This is a genomic window from Pseudoglutamicibacter albus, from assembly GCF_022346425.1.
Classification (GTDB): Bacteria; Actinomycetota; Actinomycetes; order Actinomycetales; family Micrococcaceae; genus Pseudoglutamicibacter; species Pseudoglutamicibacter albus.
Genome location: NZ_JAKRCW010000002.1, coordinates 128711 through 146983, shown reverse-complemented (window position 1 = coordinate 146983; position 18273 = coordinate 128711). Strand labels below are relative to the sequence as shown.

16 protein-coding genes are annotated in these 18273 nt (G+C 61.8%); 4 read left to right on the top strand and 12 right to left on the bottom strand.

The annotated features are described in order from the left end of the window. Positions 1–201 precede the first annotated feature (201 nt). Together MHJ63_RS02000 and MHJ63_RS01995 are read right to left on the bottom strand one after the other, a co-directional pair. Positions 202–1011 (bottom strand): helix-turn-helix domain-containing protein, encoded by an 810-nt coding sequence (locus MHJ63_RS02000; RefSeq protein WP_239446016.1) that lies wholly within the window; start codon positions 1009–1011, stop codon positions 202–204. A 129-nt stretch (positions 1012–1140) separates the two neighbouring features. Next, positions 1141–2766, bottom strand: a complete 1626-nt coding sequence (locus tag MHJ63_RS01995) for a DUF7059 domain-containing protein (RefSeq protein WP_239446015.1) — start codon at positions 2764–2766, stop codon at positions 1141–1143. 98 nt (positions 2767–2864) lie between these two features. Here MHJ63_RS01995 and MHJ63_RS01990 point away from each other — a divergent pair, with 98 nt between their 5' ends. Both MHJ63_RS01990 and MHJ63_RS01985 read left to right on the top strand, forming a co-directional pair. Beyond that, positions 2865–3563, top strand: coding sequence for a GNAT family N-acetyltransferase (locus MHJ63_RS01990; protein WP_052048754.1), 699 nt, complete (start codon positions 2865–2867; stop codon positions 3561–3563). 220 nt (positions 3564–3783) lie between these two features. After that, positions 3784–6183, top strand: coding sequence for a DEAD/DEAH box helicase (locus MHJ63_RS01985; RefSeq protein WP_239446014.1), 2400 nt, complete (start codon positions 3784–3786; stop codon positions 6181–6183). 35 nt (positions 6184–6218) lie between these two features. Here MHJ63_RS01985 and MHJ63_RS01980 read toward each other — a convergent pair whose 3' ends face one another. The 9 genes from MHJ63_RS01980 to nth all read right to left on the bottom strand — a co-directional run bounded on the left by MHJ63_RS01980 (position 6219) and on the right by nth (position 13562). Next, complete coding sequence (locus tag MHJ63_RS01980; protein WP_239446013.1) at positions 6219–6680, bottom strand: Rv3654c family TadE-like protein; 462 nt, start codon at positions 6678–6680, stop codon at positions 6219–6221. Next, on the bottom strand, positions 6667–7266 hold the full coding sequence (locus MHJ63_RS01975; protein WP_239446012.1) for a TadE family type IV pilus minor pilin: 600 nt from the start codon (positions 7264–7266) through the stop codon (positions 6667–6669). The genes MHJ63_RS01980 and MHJ63_RS01975 overlap by 14 nt, the downstream gene beginning before the upstream one ends. Positions 7267–7298: 32 nt before the next feature. Further along, positions 7299–7544 (bottom strand): DUF4244 domain-containing protein, encoded by a 246-nt coding sequence (locus MHJ63_RS01970; protein ID WP_035757832.1) that lies wholly within the window; start codon positions 7542–7544, stop codon positions 7299–7301. Positions 7545–7799: 255 nt separating this feature from the next. Then, entirely contained in the window at positions 7800–8450 is a 651-nt protein-coding gene (locus tag MHJ63_RS01965; RefSeq protein WP_070491994.1) for a type II secretion system F family protein, read from the bottom strand. Next, positions 8447–9127, bottom strand: a complete 681-nt coding sequence (locus MHJ63_RS01960; RefSeq protein ID WP_141742513.1) for a hypothetical protein — start codon at positions 9125–9127, stop codon at positions 8447–8449. The genes MHJ63_RS01965 and MHJ63_RS01960 overlap by 4 nt, the downstream gene beginning before the upstream one ends. Positions 9128–9315: 188 nt before the next feature. After that, complete coding sequence (locus tag MHJ63_RS01955; protein WP_052048742.1) at positions 9316–10524, bottom strand: TadA family conjugal transfer-associated ATPase; 1209 nt, start codon at positions 10522–10524, stop codon at positions 9316–9318. Further along, on the bottom strand, positions 10524–11681 hold the full coding sequence (locus MHJ63_RS01950) for a hypothetical protein (RefSeq protein ID WP_239446011.1): 1158 nt from the start codon (positions 11679–11681) through the stop codon (positions 10524–10526). The genes MHJ63_RS01955 and MHJ63_RS01950 overlap by 1 nt, the downstream gene beginning before the upstream one ends. 313 nt (positions 11682–11994) lie before the next feature. Further along, on the bottom strand, positions 11995–12741 hold the full coding sequence (locus MHJ63_RS01945) for an NUDIX hydrolase (RefSeq protein ID WP_070507240.1): 747 nt from the start codon (positions 12739–12741) through the stop codon (positions 11995–11997). Continuing rightward, positions 12738–13562, bottom strand: a complete 825-nt coding sequence (nth, locus tag MHJ63_RS01940; RefSeq protein WP_370991866.1) for an endonuclease III — start codon at positions 13560–13562, stop codon at positions 12738–12740. The genes MHJ63_RS01945 and nth overlap by 4 nt, the downstream gene beginning before the upstream one ends. A 335-nt stretch (positions 13563–13897) precedes the next feature. Here nth and acs point away from each other — a divergent pair, with 335 nt between their 5' ends. Beyond that, positions 13898–15904: an acetate--CoA ligase gene (gene acs, locus MHJ63_RS01935; RefSeq protein WP_239446010.1), complete on the top strand. Its 2007-nt coding sequence runs from the start codon at positions 13898–13900 to the stop codon at positions 15902–15904. 176 nt (positions 15905–16080) lie between these two features. Here the strand turns inward: acs and MHJ63_RS01930 are convergent, their stop codons facing one another. Next, positions 16081–17301 (bottom strand): MarP family serine protease, encoded by a 1221-nt coding sequence (locus MHJ63_RS01930; RefSeq protein WP_239446009.1) that lies wholly within the window; start codon positions 17299–17301, stop codon positions 16081–16083. A gap of 285 nt (positions 17302–17586) precedes the next feature. Here MHJ63_RS01930 and MHJ63_RS01925 point away from each other — a divergent pair, with 285 nt between their 5' ends. After that, positions 17587–18264 carry a Crp/Fnr family transcriptional regulator gene (locus MHJ63_RS01925; protein ID WP_070491989.1) on the top strand — a complete coding sequence of 226 codons (678 nt, stop codon included), beginning with the start codon at positions 17587–17589 and terminating at the stop codon, positions 18262–18264. The last annotated feature ends 9 nt before the right edge of the window (positions 18265–18273 follow it).

The following is an 18273-nucleotide window of genomic DNA, read 5'->3' as shown; positions in this document are numbered from 1 at the left end:
CAACACACCGAACGGTGCGCTACTCAACAGTTCCTAACCCTAGCGTGCCAAACCGATCTCGCGCTTGTCACCACACATTCACGTGTCACCACGAGTTAATCTGTAGCGCTGAATCTAGGGTTGCGGCCCTGGGTTTACGGTTGCCGTACTGGGTTGCGTTTGCGGCCCCGAGGTTCGTTCTGAGCAGCCGCGTTCGCCGCGTCAGAACCCGTCTTCACCAGGGAGCGGCTGCGTGCGGTCCGGCAAGCCTGACAGTAAATAGTATGTACGCCGGCGCGGAACGGCCGGGTCATCAGCTTCACGCGAACGAGCCGTGAACTCCTTCTCTAATTCGTTGATGCGCCGCAAAAACTCTTTCTCGTTCTCCTCATCCAGGAATAGCGACCCGAAATACATGTACGCCGATGCCGGGATCTCTGAATCATGGCGGCGGTTCTTCTCCCGGAACTCGATTTCCGCGACCAGTTTCTCCCGGTAGGTATCCAGACGGGTTTGCGCATAATTAGTCAGCTGCGAGTACTGCCCACCGCGGGAGGCCGTCACCACAGAATCCCCCATAGCCCGCCAATGCCGTTCACGGCCATCACTGTTGGCCCCTTTAGGTGGTGAAACCCGCTCCACCAGACCGAAACGCTCCAACTCACGCAAGTGATAACTCATCGCCGACGGGGTGAGACCCGTCAACTCCGCAAGCTCAGTAGCCGTACGCGTAGCTCGCGAACCTATCAGCTCATCGATCACCAAAACCCGCGCCCGATGCGTCAACGCCTTAATCGCTTTCGGGTCCGTCACCACAATCTGGCGGCCACCACCAGCCTTGAGCCCTGCAGCAGGGGCCTCTGTGGCAGGGGTTTCTGTGGCAGGAGTTTCCTCCCCGGTAGGCTCCGGCGCATCGGTGTTTGCTGCATTGGTGTTTGCCGCATTGGTGTGTGTCGCGGCGGTGTCTGCCGCAGCGGTGGTTTCAGCGGGGCTCGCTGATGTCGGCTCAGGAGCTTCAGGAGTAGGTAGCACGGATATCCCCCTGGCAACAGTGAGAAAGCCAGGAAGTACCCAGCACAAACACAATATGCAGAAAGAACTACAGATTAAATAATTATCTCACATTGTGGGATGGGTCACAGAAATAGCTCCAGACTCCGCTCATTCGATCACCAAGAGCCCTTGCCGCACCAACGTGGCCGCAAAATCAACCAAGTCCCGAACCTGCCGTTGCGTGCCGTGCTGGCCGGCTGCCGCATCGGCATCGGCATCGAGAGCATCGTCCGTCATGAGTTCAACGACAGCGGCGGCTAATGCACCCACCGGAACATCACCATCGCAGGCTGAAACCAAACCAGCCTGTTCCGTCGTCAACGCATGCGTACGCCGCAGCCCCGAGCCCTGCCGCAACACGATCATCTGCGGATGCGGATCCAAAGGCCGCCCATACGTCTCAGTCGTCACATCCTCGGCAACGACAGCGCGCGCTGAGGCCACATCGAGCCCCACCAACGCATCGGCCGCATCAATCTCACGCTTCAACCACGGCCCCAAAGGGGAATCCACCTCACGCAAAACCTCCTCAAACACGCGCCCCACACCATGCGCACGCCCCACCTCCGGGCGCCTCAACCACACATAACCGAACCCCACGCCCTCAACATCACGCGAGGCGAAATCCTCAAGATACTCACCGAAACGACGCTGCGCTGCCACCGGATCCCGGTCCTCAGAGGCATCCCGCAACCACATCTGCGCATAGTCGGCAGGCGACTCAACATCACGCTGAATCACCCACGCCTCAAGCCCCTGAGGAGTCCACTCATCCAAACGCTGAGCCCAATGAGCACCGGAAGGGATCTCCCAGTTCGCCAGCATCTGAGCCGTACCGCCCGGCGCTAGAACATCACCCAAGCCGCGCCACAAAGTCTCAACCAGCTGATCCCCCGGCAAGCCCCCATCCCGGTACGTGAAACGGTCCTCCTCCGATTCCCCCACCGTGCGCGGAGTAATCACAAACGGCGGATTCGACACGACCACATCAAACTGCCGCCCAACCACAGGCTCCAACAACGAACCCTGCAGCAAAGTGAGGCGCGCATCCATATCAGCGGGATCGATACCCAACTGCTCATAGTTCAGCAACGCATTGAAACGCGTGAACGCCAACGCACGCTCCGAAAGGTCAGTCGCCGTGACGTGCCCGGCATGCCGCAACAAATGAAACGTCTGAATACCGCACCCAACACCCACGTCCAACGCCGTATCAACGTCACGGCGAACCGTATTCGCCGCCAACGTCAACGACGCCTGACCAATCCCCAACACATGGTCCTTACGCAAAACACCCTCACGATGATGCGCCCCAACATCCGAAGCCACCCACAGCTCAAGCCCATCATCAGCCGCATGCGGGCGAAGATCTACAGCTGCCCGCACCCCGCCACCCGGGGCCGGCTCCACCAATCCCAGCCGCATCAAACCCTCAACGCCAACACCCGGCATCGCCGCGCTCAGCTCAGCCGACTCAACCACACCACCCAACACGAAAACCCACACCAACGCCGCCAACCCGGCATCCGTTCCGGCGGTCGACGCGCCGGCGGACCGGGCCTGCTCGACAGCCCAGCGGGCAGCCGCCGGCTGCTCACGAACCAGCGCATCCATCGCGTCCTCGCCCACCAACGCAACCACCGCATCGAACGTGAAGCGTGCCGCCACCAAATCAGCGCGCAAAACATCAACATCAGAAACGGAAGAAAACACTGGGAGATCCGGAGAAACCATGACAACAGTCTAGGTAAAAGCTGTGAATTATTGCCGTTCACGGGACATACATTTCAGCGCACTCCTCGTTACCTACCAGTAGGTTGTAGGCTCAACACATGAACGGTATTGCAAGCGATGAGCTCATCGGCACCTGGGTCAACGGCTGGGCCGAAGCCCGAGGCTTCGACACCTACCACGAAGGACCAGTCCACGCCTACCGCCGAACAGGTCAAGACGAAGCCCACTGGGAATACGTAGTCCACGAACCCGACAACGAACTGCTGAAAAAGCTCGCACACATGATGCGCGAACACAGCGGTCAACGCCTCACCGTCTTCACCGAAGACCCAGACAGCATGCCCGAGAAAGTCCACGAAGTCGGGCTCAAAGTCGTAGCCAACCGCGAAGTCATGATGACCAGCCCCATGGCCGCGCAAGACGTCGAACCACCCATCACCGAAGACAGCCTCGTCTGGCATGAAAAACGCGACGGCGCCCACACCTGGGTCTCCCTCCACCGCCGCGAAGACGGAGCCGTTCTCGCCTCCGGACACATGGCGGCCATCGGCGACTACGCAGTCTTCGACCGCATCGTCACCGCACCAGACCAGCGCCGCAAGGGCTACGGAACACTCGTGACCCGCTACCTCGCATCCGTCGCAACCGAAACCGAAGCCGAATACGGCCTCCTCGTCGCCTCAACCGACGGCTACGAGCTCTACCACCACCTCGGCTGGACCCTACTCGGCGCGATGCTCGCAGTAGAAACCCCAGAAGAAGCAGACGACGCCGCACGCACCGACCACACCAACTAACACGCGTGAACTGACCCGTTGAGCTGTGGCAATACATTTCGGCGCCGCCCTCCCGCACCTTGGGAGGGGCGGCGCCACGGCTTTAAGCCCACATCCGTGAAACAAGACGGTTGTTGCGCGGCTGTGGGTTGGCTGGCGGCGAGTTGGCTGGCTGTGGGTTGGCTGGCCGTGAGGCGGGTGGGGCTCTGTGACGGCGTGGCTGTGGGAAGATGCAGGGGATATGAAAGATTTTCGGACACTGGTTCCCCTGCTGGGCCGCGGCGATGAACCCGAGACGCTACGGCACGTCCGAGTCATGCCCTCCCGCGAAGCCGAATATGCTCCCTGGCCCGAATGGCTGCACCCGGATGCCCGCCATGCCTGGGGTGAGGCCGGAGTCCATCAGCCCTACCGGCACCAAGTCGAAGCCGCCAACCTCATCCACACCGGCCACGACACCATCATCGCCACCGGAACCGCCTCAGGTAAATCACTGGCCTACCTCATGCCGGTGCTCGATGCGCTGACCCGCGGAGCACGCATCAACACGACGCATCACAATGCGGGAGCCAGAGCGCCCCACAACGGTGCCGCCTCACCGACGGCCAGCGTCCTGTCGGGTGGTCGCGGCGAAGCGACCGCCCTCTATATCGCACCAACCAAAGCGTTGACCGGCGACCAACTCACCAGCATCGAGGAACTCGCCGTACCCGGTGTCAGGGCCGCAACATACGACGGCGACACCCCGCCCGAAGAACGACGCTGGGTACGGGACCACGCCAACTTTCTACTCACCAACCCAGACATGCTCCACTACGGGATCCTGCCCAACCACACACGGTGGGCGCCGTTCCTACGGAAGCTCACGCACATCGTGGTGGACGAGGCGCATTCTTATCGCGGGGTTTTCGGTTCCCACGTTGCCGTTCTATTGCGGCGCCTGCTACGGATCGCCGAACATTACGGCGCGGACGTACGGGTGGTCGGGGCGAGCGCGACGAGCGCTGAACCCGCCGCGACGTTCACGCGCTTGACGGGACGGGAAGCGTGCGCGGTAACGCAGGACACCTCGGAGGCCGGGGAGACGACCGTGGTGCTGTGGGAGCCGCCGTTGACCGACCAACGTGGTGAGAACGGCGTGTTCTTGCGCCGCTCCCTCGTCGCTGAAACCGCTGACTTGCTGGCCAACCTCGTCTCTGGACATGTACGGACCCTGGCGTTTATCCGCTCCCGGCGGGGTGCCGAGGCGATTTCCGCTTCGACTCGCCGGCTTCTAGAAGAAGTCGATGATTCCCTGCCGGGTCGCATCGCGGCTTATAGATCAGGGTATTTGCCGCAGGAACGCCGCGCTTTGGAAGACGCGTTACGCTCGGGCCAGCTACTGGGGGTCGCATCGACGTCCGCGCTTGAATTGGGTATCGACATCGCGGGTCTGGATGCGGTGCTGGTGGCGGGCTGGCCGGGGACGCGTGCCTCGTTCTTCCAACAGATTGGGCGTGCCGGTCGCGGCGGGCAGGAGTCTTTGGCCACGTTCATTGCAGGCGACGACCCGCTCGATGCGTTTTTGGTCCATCACCCGGAAACGTTGCTGGATTCCGGGGTTGAGGCGAGTGTTTTTGACCCTTCGAACCCCTATGTTCTACAGCCGCATTTGGTCGCGGCTGCCGCTGAGCTTCCCTTGACAGTCAACGATATGGGCTTGTTTGGGGATACCGCGCGGGAGTTGGTTGAGGATCTGGAGGAACGCGGTATTTTGCGTCGCCGCCCATCGGGATGGTTTTGGGTTCACGCTGAGTCTGCTCACGAGTTCGTGGACCTGCGTTCGGTGGGTGGCGACCCGATGCAGGTCATCGACTCCCAGACGGGTGCCGTGATCGCGACGATGGACTCTTCACAGGCGCACTATCAGGCTCATGAGGGTGCCGTGTATCTGCATCAGGGCAAGCGCTATGTGGTTGATGTTTTAGATGAGGAGAACCACGTGGTCCTCGCTACCGCAGCTGAGCCTGATTTCTATACTCAAGCCCGCGATATCACGAGCGTGAAAGTCCTGGATGTGACGCATGAGGAGAAATGGGGCGAGATAGGCGTCTACTACGGGGACCTACTGGTGACAACGCAGGTGGTTTCTTTCCAACGTAAAGCGTTGATTTCTAACGAGATTTTGAGTGAGGAGCCACTTGAGCTTGAGCCGCGTGAGCTGTTCACCAAAGGCGTGTGGTTCACGATCCCTGAGCCGCGCTTGCATTCGGCTGGAGTTCAGGCTGGCGCTATCCCTGGTTCGTTGCATGCCGCGGAGCATGCCGCGATTGGTCTGTTGCCGTTGTTGGTCACGAGTGACCGTTGGGACATTGGCGGGGTCTCTACCGCGATGCACATTGATACTGAGTCGCCCACCATTTTCGTCTACGACGGCCATGCAGGTGGTGCGGGTTTCACCGAGCGTGCTCACGCGATGGCCCCGTTCTGGCTGGAGGCTACACGGGATGCGATCCGCTCGTGCGAATGCTCTTCCGGATGCCCTTCCTGTGTTCAGTCCCCTAAGTGCGGTAACAAGAACAACCCTCTAGATAAAGCCGGTGCGATCGCTCTGCTAAGCGAAATCCTGCGTTTCGTACCCGCTCACCGTAAACGCCGCTGAGCGCGATTTGCTCCCCCTCCGTATTCTTCCGTGTTTCATTCCGCTTCCTCGATTGTTGGTGGTCCGGCGTAAGACTCAGCTTGCATCGCGGGTAGGGGCCATCCTTTGAACCATCCGCTCCTGTGAGCTTTCGTGACGATACGAACCGTGGCCCCTTCGCCAGCCAACAATGTGCATGTGGTGAGTTCGGACTCGTGCTTGGCAGCTATCGTTGCGGCGAGCGCGCACGGGTTTCCTGCTGAGATGACTCCGCGGTGTGCGTCCGCGGCGGCGAGCGCGGCGAGGTCTGCCGCGGTTTTAGCTCGCGCTTGGTCCGCTGCGGAAACAGCCCACATCGCAACGCTGAGTGCTGCCAGAAGGCCGAAGACCAAGAGGCCGATCACCAGCGCCGTAGCGGCACCGGTTTCCTGCGTCCAATCTTCGCGTGGGATCTCCTTGCGGGAGCTATCTTCACGCGGCTGTTGTTCACCGGTTCTCAGCGGTTTATTTGAGCGCATCGCTGACTACCTCTTCAACGCGTGCTGTCGCGGTGGCTTCCACCGGGATTCCAGGGCCGAGGAATTTCCATAGTTTGACGGTGTTCTTCACCTCAACGGTGACCCATTCGTTGCTGCGTTGGACTCGGTGGGTCGCACCAGCCCCCGCTACTCGCGCAACGTCGACGTGCGCTCCCCTGGCTTCTTCCCTGGCCGCGATTCCGGCCGCGTGTTGGGCACGCACCTGCGCAGTCCCCACTGTCGCGACGGCCCCGACAAAGGCCAGCAACAGTACGAGAGCAGGCAGGAGGACAGCGAACTCCGCTGTGACCGACCCCCGCGCCGCGCGCCCCTGCCCGGAGCAGCGCTGCATGGAGTAACCCTGCGGCGGGTAACCCTGCGGCGCGTAACCCCGTGCAGGATGGTTCCGCGTTTGCCGCATCGGGGCTGGCACTCCGAGCGGTTCCAGCGGCTGCTCTACCACCACGCTGCGTGGGTGAGCGTGTGTCCCGCTCGGGTGGGCCTCTGTCCTGCTCGGGTGGGTCCCTATGCCGCGTGGGTGGATCTGCACGCCACGCTTGCGGGTCTGGTCGGATGACGAGTTCATTGTGTCCTCCTGCCTGCTTGATGTTGTGCCGTCTATGAGCCGAGGGCTTTGGAGATCAACCCCATCAACATTCCCTTGACTTGGCCTCCGCTCAAGATCGTCACCAGCAGCCCCGCAAAACCAACGGCGGCCAGCGTGACGATCGAAAACTCAGCGGTCGCGATCCCTGCTTCGGGGTCGAGAATCTGCCGAGGTTGCGTCCTTCGCTGTGACTGCGGCTGTGTGTGCCGCAGCGGTTGTGGCTGTGGCGATGCGGTTGCGGTGCGGTTCTTTTCCATGTGGTCCTCCTGACCGTTTGAGGTGTTGTGGATCGTGTTTACTGCCGGGAACTACCCGGTTCTTATCGGGTGTTGCCCCGATGTTTAGAGTCTTCCGGCTGCGGTGATACTTCTGGGTTGTGGAAGAGAATCTGTGGATGGCCCCACCTGGAATTCAGAGCCGTGGATAACGGAACTGCGTCTGCACTGGCACCTGTACCTACTCGCCCGCATATCTGCCGGGCCTAGCACACGCCGTGAATGCAGAATGCTGCGTTATTGGTTCCACGGTTGGAGCGCGAGAGCTACCGGGATCACGCCGAGGCATATAAATGCGGGGAGGGCGCAGAGCCCGAGTGGGATCACCACGCGCACACCGAGGCGTTCCGCTTGGGCCTTCATCCGGTCTTCGTTCGCGGCGCGTTGATGTTTACTCGACTGTCTCAACAGTTCGGCCACGGGCGCTCCGGTGCTCCTGGAGACCTGGATGAACGAACCTAGTTGTTGGGCGTTTGGTGCGTAGCTGAACGCTTTTTCGCCTTCTATGCCCCACGCCAGCGCGGTAGCGACCCGGTTGAGCCCTAAAGCGTTACCGGTCGAGTTATCCAGCGTCGCCAACGCGTACTCGAGGGACATGCCTGATTCGATGCATAAGGCCAGGGCCTCGGCTATCAACGGCGCATATTCGGCATCCCCAAAATCATCCGCTAACGAACTCGCCGGATCGCGCGGCAAGGGATTCGCAGAAGACCGAGCCGAAGGGCTAGCAACCTGTTCGCTGCCCCTGGGGTGCGTCGTGGTTAGGCGTTGCCTCCCGTTGGATCGCGGGGCCCACGCCAGGATCGCCACAGCCAGCATCCCGGCACAGATCCATGCGCTCAGCGTCATCGTGGAACCTGGCTGCGCTGTAAGGATCAGTGTTGTCATGAGCCGGCCTCGGTGGTGTTGTAGGACATTTTTCGGATGAGGTGCCGCGACCATATGAGGGATGCGGCCCAGAGCAGGCAACCGGCGAAGAGGCACACGTGCCCTGCAGTGGTCGTGAACAGGGTCCCTACCGGGTCGGCTCCTAGTAGTTGCGCCATGAGGAGTCCACCCAGCGGCAAGAGTGCGAGAATGCGGCGGGTCGTCTGGGCCGCGGCTATCCCGGTGACTTGGCTGCGGATAGCCGCCGCCCGGGCTTGGGCGTGTGATGCCAGCGCTTCAAGCAATTCAGCATGAGCAATCCCGGTGGCTTCTGCCAACTGTTGGGCCCAGTACACGTGCCGCAGCATCGCCGGTAGTTCATGCTCATCCGGGTTCGTTCTCTTGAGGCCTGTAAGAGTCAATGGGGCGCCAAGAGCTATGCGCGATGCGGTCATTGAAGCGGCGTGATGCCACGCCTCTAACTCACGTGCATGAGCCCGTGTTGAAGCGGGGCCGGCAGTTGCTTGGGTTTCAACCTCGAGTGCCGAGGTGAGGGCTTCCCACGCGTAGCGGTGGTGCGCACCTGAACGCATGAGTGACGCGAGCGTTGAGATGACCCGTTGGGCGATGTCATAGGTGACTGCGAGCTCTTCGCTGGGTTCCTCACCCGCTTCTTCTCGCCGATCTTCGCGTGGCACTGCACGCCGCGATGTAGCCGAGGGGTGTTCAGATGCCTTGCCTGTTGATGTCTCCGGGTTGATGGATGAGGTGGCACGGGAGGCCGCGCTCGTTCGGAGGGAGGTTCCTGTCGGCGAGCGCCTGGCGCCCCACCCCTTCCATGACAGTATGCTGACGAACAAGAGTGTTGCGGCAATCCACGCGTACATCACGGCCGCTCCGCCTTCCCGGGGATCCACAGCCCGTCGGCACCCAACCCAGGTGCATCCACGCGTTGAGGGGCACCGGTTTCATCGGCGACATAGTGGACGTCAATCTCGAGCGAACCTTCTTTAGTGAGCCGTAGCGAACCTAGTGCGGACGGGCCTCGTCCGCGATCTGTTCGTTCCACGTGGATCACTGTGGCGATCGCGCTCGCTGCCTGCAGTGCCGTGGTGCTCGGGCGCCACCCGGCGAGCGACCCTAACGCGATCAGGCGTGCTGGGACATCGTTGATCGAGTTCGCGTGTACCGTAGCGCCCGCGCCGGTGTGTCCGGTGTTCAACGCCATGAGGAGGTCCTGGATTTCCGCGCCACGGCACTCGCCGACAATCAGCCGGTCCGGCCGCATACGCAGCGCCTGCCGTACGAGTTCTTGCAACGTGACCTCGCCCGTTCCTTCCGCGTTGGGTTGCCTCGCCTGCATGGAAACCGTATGCGGATGGTGGGGCCGCAGTTCACGCGAGTCCTCGATCATAATGAGCCTCTCGCTGGCCACACATTCGGCCAGCATCCCGGAAAGCAGAGTTGTTTTTCCTGCACCGGTGCCGCCGCTGATCATGAATGTTTCCCTCTGTTCAACCACCCGTTTCAGTACGGGAACCCAGGCTTGCTGCGGCCCCGCCAACATCTCGCCGAGCCGCGCTTGCGCCGGGCTAGGGACGCGGATCGATAAAACAGGGGCATCAACGATGGGCGGCAACACAGCGTGCACTCTGTAGCCGTCCACCACCGCGTCGCCATACGGGTGGGCAGTATCCAACGCACGCCCTGCCCTGCCAAGCACCCGCACCGCTATACCCACAACCTCCGCAGGTTCCAACCACACCCCAGTTCGCTCTAAACCTGCCGTTTCATCGACCCAAACACAGCCATCAGAGGTCACCAGAACATCGCTCACCCCAGGCTTCTCCGCGAACTCCGCGAGCGGCCCCAAACCAGTCAGATTCCGTTGAACCGTTTGCGCAGCCTCACGTAAAGCACCCGGCCCACGCACCACCCCGTCCGAAGACAACAGGCTCGCGATCACCGACGGATCGGCCCGCTCACCCCGCTCGAGCAACTGCTCCCGCACATGGTTCGTCACCTCGTGCGAATACCCACCCCAGCCCCCGTGCCGCAGCACCGTCCGGCCATCCCGTTCACGTGGCGCCCCCATCAGGCTGCCCTCCTCGAACCACCGGCAACCATGTGTCCAATACTTCGCCCCTCTTCCATCTGCGGGATCCACAGTTTCCGAGCCAACGCCCGGGCACCCGCAACAACCCTGCGTCCCTGAATACTCCCAGCCCACGCCGCACCCACCTTCGCGGCCTCCGTACGAGAATCACAGCCACGCGGCCCAACCCCCACAACACTCCAACCAGGACCCACCACAAGACCACCCGCCCCACCACCAGCCGCCGCCCACGGCCTCTGCAAACACACGATGCGCTCGCCGTGCCGCCTCGCGCCGTCCGCCGCGCTCAAGGCGCGCAGAGAGACCGGTCCGCGATCGACGAGCACCACGTCCACGGCTCTCGAGAACGCGGCGACGGCAAGAGAAAGGCTCTCCTCCCCCAGTTCGCCGCCCGTATCGGGTGGGAAGGTGACAAGATATGCGCCCGCCAGCCGAGGCAATAGTTCAAGCGTGCTGGCCGCTGGGCCGTCTTCGATCGCGGCCAACACCGCCGGCCAGCGCAGTCCGCCCGGGGCTGCCCAACACGTGTCCGAGGACGGATCCGCGTCCAGGATCGCAACCGACCAGCCGTGGTCCCCCATCGCTTTGGCGGTACCCGCAACGACCGCCGCGCTATTGCGCGACCCGGGGCCATCGGCGATCTCGATAACCTGCCCCATGACCGGGCCGTGCCGGCTACCCCACACGATCTTGCTCAACAGTTCAGCACCCGCAGGCATCACGATCGGATGCGCTCCCGGATGCCTGGCCGCCGCCGCATACACCGCGGCGGAATCAATCCCAACGAAACATATCTCGGCACCGCTGGCTACCGGGGGTGCCGCCGTGTGAACACCACTCACTTCCACCAGGTGCGCCACAACATCAGGGTTCCCGCGCAACGTGCACGCATCGTCTGTGTTTGCGTCGGTGAGTTCAAGCCCCAGCCCATGCACCACCACGGCCGCTTCACCCCGAACGTCACAGTTCGGACGGCCGCCGCCCAGGCCACTGTTCCTCGCCGCCACGCCACCCAGCGTCATGCTGCCCACCGCCATACCAGCCAGATTGTCCGGCCCTTTCGGCTCAGCTGCGGGATGCCACATCACGATGGGCTTGCTGGCCGGTGCACGCCGGTGCCGGTGGGTCTGAAGCATGCGTGTGGGTGCCGCACTTGTGCGCGGGTCCGCGCCAGAGGCCCGGCCTTGATCGGGGCCGGCGCGGCGCGCTTGAGACGCGCGCCTTTCCCGGGGCGGGCGGTGAGAGCGAGCATCGCCTGAGGTGTTGGTGAGAGTCCACATGCACCCAGCACAACGTATGTGCCACCCGAATGGCGCTGCACATCAAAAACTGTGGAAGAAGGGCGCTATCGACGCGCGTGTGGATTCCGGGACTAGCAGGTCCGCAGCGCCCTGCGCCCTTCACGCGAGCCCCCGCCAATAACCGCCGTGGTCGCTACGTATACCTGTTTCAGGTTTTAGGCTTGACCTTCACGGGGTTGGCTGCCGGGCGCATCCACCCGGTTTCGAGCCAACCGGCATCGGTGAGGATCGAGGTGAGAACGGTCGCGGTGAAGCCCCACAAGAGGCCCTGTTGCAGGCGGTAGGCCGGCATGCGGAACGGTTTTCCGTTGCGTTCGAATTCGGTGATGCACCGTACGTCTGCGCTCAAGAGGTCGGCCACGGGTGTGCGGAAAACATCAACGGATTCATTCACATCAACGGGGGCGACCTTGCTTGGTTTCTCCCACACCGCCAATACCGGGGTGACCTCGTAGCCGGACACGGTCGGTGTTACCGGTAGGGTCCCCAGAACCGTGACTCCTTCAGGGTCCAGCCCGGTTTCCTCAACTGCTTCACGCAACGCGGTATCGACCAGTGTGGCGTCGCCTTCTTCCCAGCCGCCACCCGGGAACGCGATCTGCCCTGCATGCGAACGCAAGCCGTCGCTGCGGCGTAGCAGCAAGACATCCAGATCAGCGGGCACTACCTCGGAAGAATGCACCGCCGGCACCGAGTCAAGAGCACCAAACAACACCAGCACAGCCGCCCGCTTACGCACCGGGAACTTACCGCGCAACCGCGCATACATCGGCAACCGTTCAACATTTCCTTCTGAACCGCTTCCACCGGGCCCGCCTTCGAGGCCTGATTCACCCCCGCGCACGCCTGCATACATATCGACAACGGCCTGGAGTTGTTCGCGTACTGTGCTCATGCGTTCAGCCCGTACCCCATCGCGCGTAGTTGCCGGCGCGAATAGCCTTCAACCATGAGCCGGTGTAGCTCTTCGCGGCCTGGGGCGAGCTCGTACTTCAAAAGCTTCTTCGCCTCTTCCGGGTCGGTTTCCCCTTCGCCATACGATGGGCACCACTGCGCTACGGGGCACGCCCCGCACGCTGGCCGTTGGGCGTGGCAGATGCGGCGGCCGTGGAAGATGAGGTGGTGGGAGAGGTTGGTCCAGTCTTTCTTTTCGAACAGCTCCCCCACTTGGTATTCGACCTTGACCGGGTCGGTTTCCTTAGTCCACGCGAAGCGGCGGGCGAGCCTGCCAAAGTGGGTGTCCACCGTGATTCCGGGGTGCCCGAACGCGTTACCCAACACCACGAAAGCCGTCTTGCGGCCCACACCGGGCAGGGTTACGAGGTAGTCGAGATCGTCCGGGACTTCACCGCCGGTGTCTTCCATGAGGGTCCGGGCGAGGTTCTGGATGTTCGCGGCTTTGGTTTTATAGAAGCCCGTGGCCCGCACCACGTCTTCGACCTCGCTCAGGTTCGCGCCAGCCAACGATGCCGCGTCCGGCCAACGCCGAAACAGCTCCATGGTGACTTGGTTGACTTTCACGTCAGTGGTTTGCGCTGACAAGACAGTCGCTACGAGCAGCTCGAAGGGGTTCTCGAAGTCCAGTTCCGGAACCACGTACGGGTATTTCGTTGCCAGTTCGCGGTTGATTTTCCGGGCACGTCTCTTGCGCCCCAATGGGGTTTCGCGTTCCCACATCCGTTCCCGCTTCTCGGCAGGGGTGAGTCTGCGTGCCATGCCGGTGGTATCCCTTCCTTGGCATGCGCTGGCGGCATGCTCTGGTCTTGCGTTGCAGTTTCACGTTCCGGTTTCATACTCTGAGAGCATGATGCGTCTCACTTCACCCTACCGGTAGGCCACCGCTACGTCCCGCCTGATGCTCGTCTTGCACACCTGCCCGGTAACGGCCCCGTAGGCCGCTGCCTAGTGCGTTCTGTTTTGTGTCTGCTGATTTGCTCCTGAGAGAAAGCCCGTGTATCTCTATTTATAGGGTGACCTGCCTCACATAAGATGGAAGCTAAGTGATCCAGATCACCAGTTGTCTTATCGCTTACTTGTCCTGAGGAGTCTCCATGTCAGAGAACACGGCAATGGATAACCTGAGCCATGAGGATCGTTCGTTCCCTCCTGGCCCGGATTTCGTGAAGAACGCCGTCGCACACGCAGACCTTTACGAGCGCGCCGCGCAGGACCGCTTGGGTTATTGGGCGGAACGTTCGCGTGAGGCATTGACGTGGGCTGAGGATTTCACCACGGTTCTCAACGATTCTGAGGCGCCTTTCTATAAGTGGTTTGAGGACGGCAAGCTCAACGCTGCGTATAACGCTGTGGACCGTCACGTTGAGGCCGGAAACGGTGATCGTGTAGCGATCTATTTCGAGGACGAGACCGGCGCGACGTCAACCTACACGTACGCCGAGCTCGCTACGGCCGTGAAGAAGGCCGCCAACGCGTTCAGTGAGCTGGGTGTTGGTTCTGGGGACCGCATCGCTGTCTACATGCCGATGATCCCGGAGGCCGTGATTACGATGCTGGCCTCAGCCCGCCTCGGCGCGATCCACTCGGTTGTGTTCGCTGGTTTCTCTGCGGATGCTTTGCGTTCGCGTGTGGATGATGCGGAAGCCAAGCTGGTTGTCACCGCTGACGGGAACTGGCGCCGTGGGAAGCCGAATCCGGTCAAGAAGGTTGTGGACGCCGCTCTTGAGGCTGATGGCCACACGGTGACTAACGTTGTGGTTGTACGTAACAACAAGGAAGAGTCTGAAACATGGGTTGATGGCCGCGATGTGTGGTGGCACGAGGTCGTGGAGAACGCTTCGGATGAGCACACCGCTGAAGCGTTCGAGGCCGAGCATCCGCTGTTCATCCTCTACACCTCGGGAACCACAGGTAAGCCGAAGGGTATTCTGCACACCACCGGCGGCTACCTGACTCAGGCCGCGGTCACCGCGAAAGACACGTTCGATCTGCACCCAGAGACTGACGTTTACTGGTGCACCGCGGACATCGGCTGGATCACCGGCCACTCGTATGTCACCTACGGCCCGCTCATCAATGGCGCCACGATGTTGATGTACGACGGCACGATGGACACCCCGGATAAGGGCCGTTGGTGGGATCTTGTTGAGAAGTACAAGGTCACCATCATGTACACCGCTCCAACCGCTATCCGTACCGCTATGAAGTGGGGCCGCGAGATCCCTGACGCCCGCGACCTCTCGTCGTTGCGCGTGCTCGGTTCCGTGGGTGAACCGATCAACCCGGAAGCGTGGATGTGGTACCGCGAAGTCATTGGCGCGAACAACGGCGCCGGTACGGATGGCGCGCCGGGCCCACGCAAGGAATACCCCGCCCCGATCGTGGATACGTGGTGGCAGACCGAAACCGGCGCCCACATGATCAGCCCGCTACCGGGCGTCACGGCAACCAAGCCTGGCTCCGCGCAGACCCCTGTTGCGGGCGTGACCGTCGATGTTGTGGACGATTTGGGCACCCCGCTCGGCAACGGCGAAGCCGGCCTGCTAGTGATCCGGGAACCGTGGCCGTCCATGTTGCGCGGCATCTGGAACGACCCAGAACGCTATAAGGAAACCTACTGGGACCGCTTTGGCGACATGTACTTTGCAGGCGATGGTGCCAAGAAGGACAAGGACGGCGACCTGTGGCTCATGGGTCGTGTGGATGACGTCATGAACGTTTCCGGGCACCGCCTCTCCACCACCGAAATCGAGTCTTCACTCGTCGCTCACGAAGCGGTCGCTGAAGCCGCGGTGGTCGGTGCGGCGGATGAGACCAAGGGCGAGGCGGTTGTCGCGTTCGTGATCCTCAGCGGAGACGCCGATTCCTGGCCTGAAGACATCACGGAACAGCTGCGCCAGCACGTCGCTACCGACATCGGCGCGATCGCCCGCCCGAGGGCCGTATTCGCAGTACCTGAACTTCCAAAGACCCGCTCCGGCAAGATTATGCGTCGCTTGCTCAAGGACGTCGCTGAAGGACGCCCAGCAGGTGATTCCTCGACGTTGGCGGACACCACGGTGATGAACCAGATTTCCGAATCGATGCGGAATAAGGGCTAATTCTTCACCGGGGTACCCCGACGCGCGTAAACGGCGTGGCTGGAAACTTCCCCGCCAGGCCACATAAAAAACGATGCGGTGGACAGACGAACTGTCCACCGCATCGTCCTTTAAAACTTGTTGCCTTGTTACTCGCAGGAATCCGTCGGTTGATACTGGCAGGAACCGGCCGGCACCTACTCGCAGGTGCCTGTTGGCACGGCGGCAGTCCGGCTCGGGGCTTCGGCAACGATGGTTTTGAGCTCATCGTTGGTGATCGCGTAGCCGACGTTGTCTTCATCTTTGGACTTAGCGAAGATCATTCCGCTGAACTTGCCGTCATCATCCACGAGCGGGCCGCCAGAGTTACCGCGTTTGACGTCAGCGGCGAGCTGGTACACGTCCACAGAAGATGAGCCGTTGCCGTAAATGTTAGGCAACTGGGCCGCCGCGCGTTGCTTCACAGCGGCATGCGAAACCGTGTACGGGCCGCCGGCAGGGAAGCCCATGAACGTAGCGTGATCCCCAGCGCGCAGGGTTGGCCCCATCTCAAGCGGCTGCATTCCGAGCCCATCCACCGCGATCACGGCGATGTCTCTGCGTGGATCGAAGGTGACCGTCCGGCCCGTGAGTGCCCGACCATCCGGGGTCTCGACAACGGGTTGTTCGATGCCGCGCACAACGTGGGCGTTAGTGATCAAACGGTCTGGCGCGATCGCGAACGAGGTGCCTGTCTGGTTCACGCCACACGCGCTCGCGATACCGGAAACACGCGCGATCGAATCTTTCGCGGCGTGCTGCTGCTCAGTAGTCTGGGTGCCTTCCGGGATTGAGGCATGCGGTGACGCTGCAGGCGACGGATCCCCTGGGGCCGGGCCGGAAAGAGAGAGCTTCGGAACGGAGATTTCCGGCAGCTCGAGCGCGGCCACCGCCAAGCGAGCCTCACCGAAAGCACGCTCCATAACCTCCGGCGTGGTGTCACGCACCGACTGAACCACTTTGGAATTAGCTAGCTGCGGCGAAAGCCATGGCATCCCCAACGCAGACCACGTGAACGCGAGAGCTGAAATAGTGATCCAGGTCGCCACGAAATACAACACGGAACCACCCAAACGGTCCCACCAGCGCGGGCGTGGACGGTCCATCCAACGCCGGATCTGTGCCGCCGTCGCTTCGCCGAGCCCCTGGCCGAGCGCCAACAAGACAGCGAACGTCAAGAATAGGCCGGCGGCACGCCACGCGGGGTCTTGAATCCAGCGGGCCATCAACGGGATGCAGAAAAACGCCGCGGTAGCCCCAGCCAGAAAACCCGCTGTGGCACCTAAAGAAACAAGGAACGCTTTACGCCAACCGGTCCATAACTGGGCGATGATCAGAATGATCAGAATCCAGTCGATGAGGTGCAGACCTAGAAACACCGCACCCCCTCCATGCGTCGCTACGTTCCTACGGCGCCACACGATTTCAGTCGCGAAGAATTCAATCGCGGCGCTCAGTAATGTGGCACGGCACGCAACTTTACACGCACCTGCCGTGCTGAACATCCTAACTAAGCACGCACGGCCAACCTCACCTTCTTTGCAGAACGTTATGTAATTGTTTTCAAAATAGTGAGGCGCGGCCGAAATCTGCTTGCAAGACGTGTCATGCGGCACAATAGTATTGAACGAAGGCCATAAATCTGCAATTTCTGAAGGAGACCCATGGACATCGAGGTCCTTCGCCGGGCGCCGCTGTTCGCGCATCTGAGCGACGAAGCTTTCAACGTTCTGACCGAAGAACTCACCCAGGTCGATCTGACCCGTGGCATGTCCGTCTTCCACGAAGGCGATCAAGGCGATCAGCTCTACGTGATCATTTCCGGCAAGATCAAGCTTGGTCGCACTGCCGCAGACGGCCGTGAGAATCTTCTGGCCCTCCTCGGCCCGGGCGAACTGTTCGGCGAGATGGCGCTGTTTGATCCGCATCCGCGTAACGCGACAGCTACCGCCGTAACCGAGACCCACCTCGCTGGCCTGCGCCACGAAAACCTGCGCCGTGCACTTGCCACCAACCCTGAGGTTTCCGCGCAGCTACTGCAGGCGCTGGCCCGCCGCTTGCGCCGCACCAACGATTCGCTGGCAGACCTCGTGTTCTCCGATGTTCCAGGACGCGTGGCGAAAGCCCTCCTGGACCTCGCGGACCGTTTTGGCCGCCCGACTGCGGACGGGATCCTCGTTCCTCACGAGCTCACCCAGGAAGAGCTCGCTCAGCTGGTTGGCGCTTCCCGCGAGACCGTGAACAAGGCACTGGCTGAGTTTGTGCAGCGCGGCTGGCTACGGCTTGAGGCTCGCGCCGTCGTAATCCTCGATGCCCAGCGCCTCCGCCAGCGTTCACGCTAGGCATCCAGG

What these genes read in the sequence shown, in the direction of transcription:
- MHJ63_RS01995 (WP_239446015.1), bottom strand. Translation starts at nt 2,766, where the DNA reads ATGGTTTCTCCGGATCTCCCAGTGTTTTCTTCCGTTTCTGATGTTGAT.
- MHJ63_RS01990 (WP_052048754.1), top strand. Translation starts at nt 2,865, where the DNA reads ATGAACGGTATTGCAAGCGATGAGCTCATCGGCACCTGGGTCAACGGC.
- MHJ63_RS01985 (WP_239446014.1), top strand. Translation starts at nt 3,784, where the DNA reads ATGAAAGATTTTCGGACACTGGTTCCCCTGCTGGGCCGCGGCGATGAA.
- MHJ63_RS01980 (WP_239446013.1), bottom strand. Translation starts at nt 6,680, where the DNA reads ATGCGCTCAAATAAACCGCTGAGAACCGGTGAACAACAGCCGCGTGAA.
- MHJ63_RS01975 (WP_239446012.1), bottom strand. Translation starts at nt 7,266, where the DNA reads ATGAACTCGTCATCCGACCAGACCCGCAAGCGTGGCGTGCAGATCCAC.
- MHJ63_RS01970 (WP_035757832.1), bottom strand. Translation starts at nt 7,544, where the DNA reads ATGGAAAAGAACCGCACCGCAACCGCATCGCCACAGCCACAACCGCTG.
- MHJ63_RS01965 (WP_070491994.1), bottom strand. Translation starts at nt 8,450, where the DNA reads ATGACAACACTGATCCTTACAGCGCAGCCAGGTTCCACGATGACGCTG.
- MHJ63_RS01955 (WP_052048742.1), bottom strand. Translation starts at nt 10,524, where the DNA reads ATGGGGGCGCCACGTGAACGGGATGGCCGGACGGTGCTGCGGCACGGG.
- MHJ63_RS01950 (WP_239446011.1), bottom strand. Translation starts at nt 11,681, where the DNA reads ATGCTTCAGACCCACCGGCACCGGCGTGCACCGGCCAGCAAGCCCATC.
- MHJ63_RS01945 (WP_070507240.1), bottom strand. Translation starts at nt 12,741, where the DNA reads ATGAGCACAGTACGCGAACAACTCCAGGCCGTTGTCGATATGTATGCA.
- nth (WP_370991866.1), bottom strand. Translation starts at nt 13,562, where the DNA reads ATGGCACGCAGACTCACCCCTGCCGAGAAGCGGGAACGGATGTGGGAA.
- acs (WP_239446010.1), top strand. Translation starts at nt 13,898, where the DNA reads ATGTCAGAGAACACGGCAATGGATAACCTGAGCCATGAGGATCGTTCG.
- MHJ63_RS01925 (WP_070491989.1), top strand. Translation starts at nt 17,587, where the DNA reads ATGGACATCGAGGTCCTTCGCCGGGCGCCGCTGTTCGCGCATCTGAGC.